General features: G+C 43.5%; 1 protein-coding gene. It reads left to right on the forward strand.

Features of this window, described 5'->3' with window-relative positions:
• Nucleotides 1-60: 60 nt before the first annotated feature.
• Nucleotides 61-566, forward strand: a 506-nt coding sequence (locus AMS59_RS23935; RefSeq protein ID WP_234007911.1) for a condensation domain-containing protein, incomplete at its 3' end; no start/stop codon positions are given.

Here is a 566-nt window from a genome sequence, read left to right on the forward strand (position 1 = left end):
ATTGTCGGATTGTTTATCAATACCATCCCGATAAGAGTTCGATCCAGAGAGAACATGACCATGTTGGAGCTGTTGAATGAGCTTCAAAATCAGGGGACTGAGAGCGATCAGTATTCATATTGCTCTCTTGCTGAAATTCAATCTTTGAGTCAGCAAAAAAATGAACTGATCAAAGTCTTATATGCATTTGAAAATTACTTTGTTGATGAAGAAAAGCTGAAGGTCGAAGAAGGCGGACTTTCGTTTGAAATCGAGTCGGGTCGAGGGCAGACCAGCTACGATATTACCTTGAGTGCCTATTTAAAAGGCGACAACCTGATTTTCAATCTTCTTTACAACCCTCATCTGTACGTGAAAGAGGAGATCCAAAGCATCTTGTCCAGAATTCAAGCTGTCTTGGAGTCGTTTGCTGCCAACCCAAATGGGAAATTGTCGGAGATCGAAGTGATTACTGAACAGGAGCGAGTCCAAATTCTTGGTGAGTTCAATAATACGGCCCGCGAGTATGCTAAGGACCAGACGGTCGTGGAGTTGTTGGAGGAGCAGGTACGGAAATTCCCTCATCG

The organism is Lysinibacillus sp. FJAT-14745, from assembly GCF_001275675.1.
In the GTDB taxonomy this organism is placed as follows: domain Bacteria; phylum Bacillota; class Bacilli; order Bacillales_A; family Planococcaceae; genus Lysinibacillus.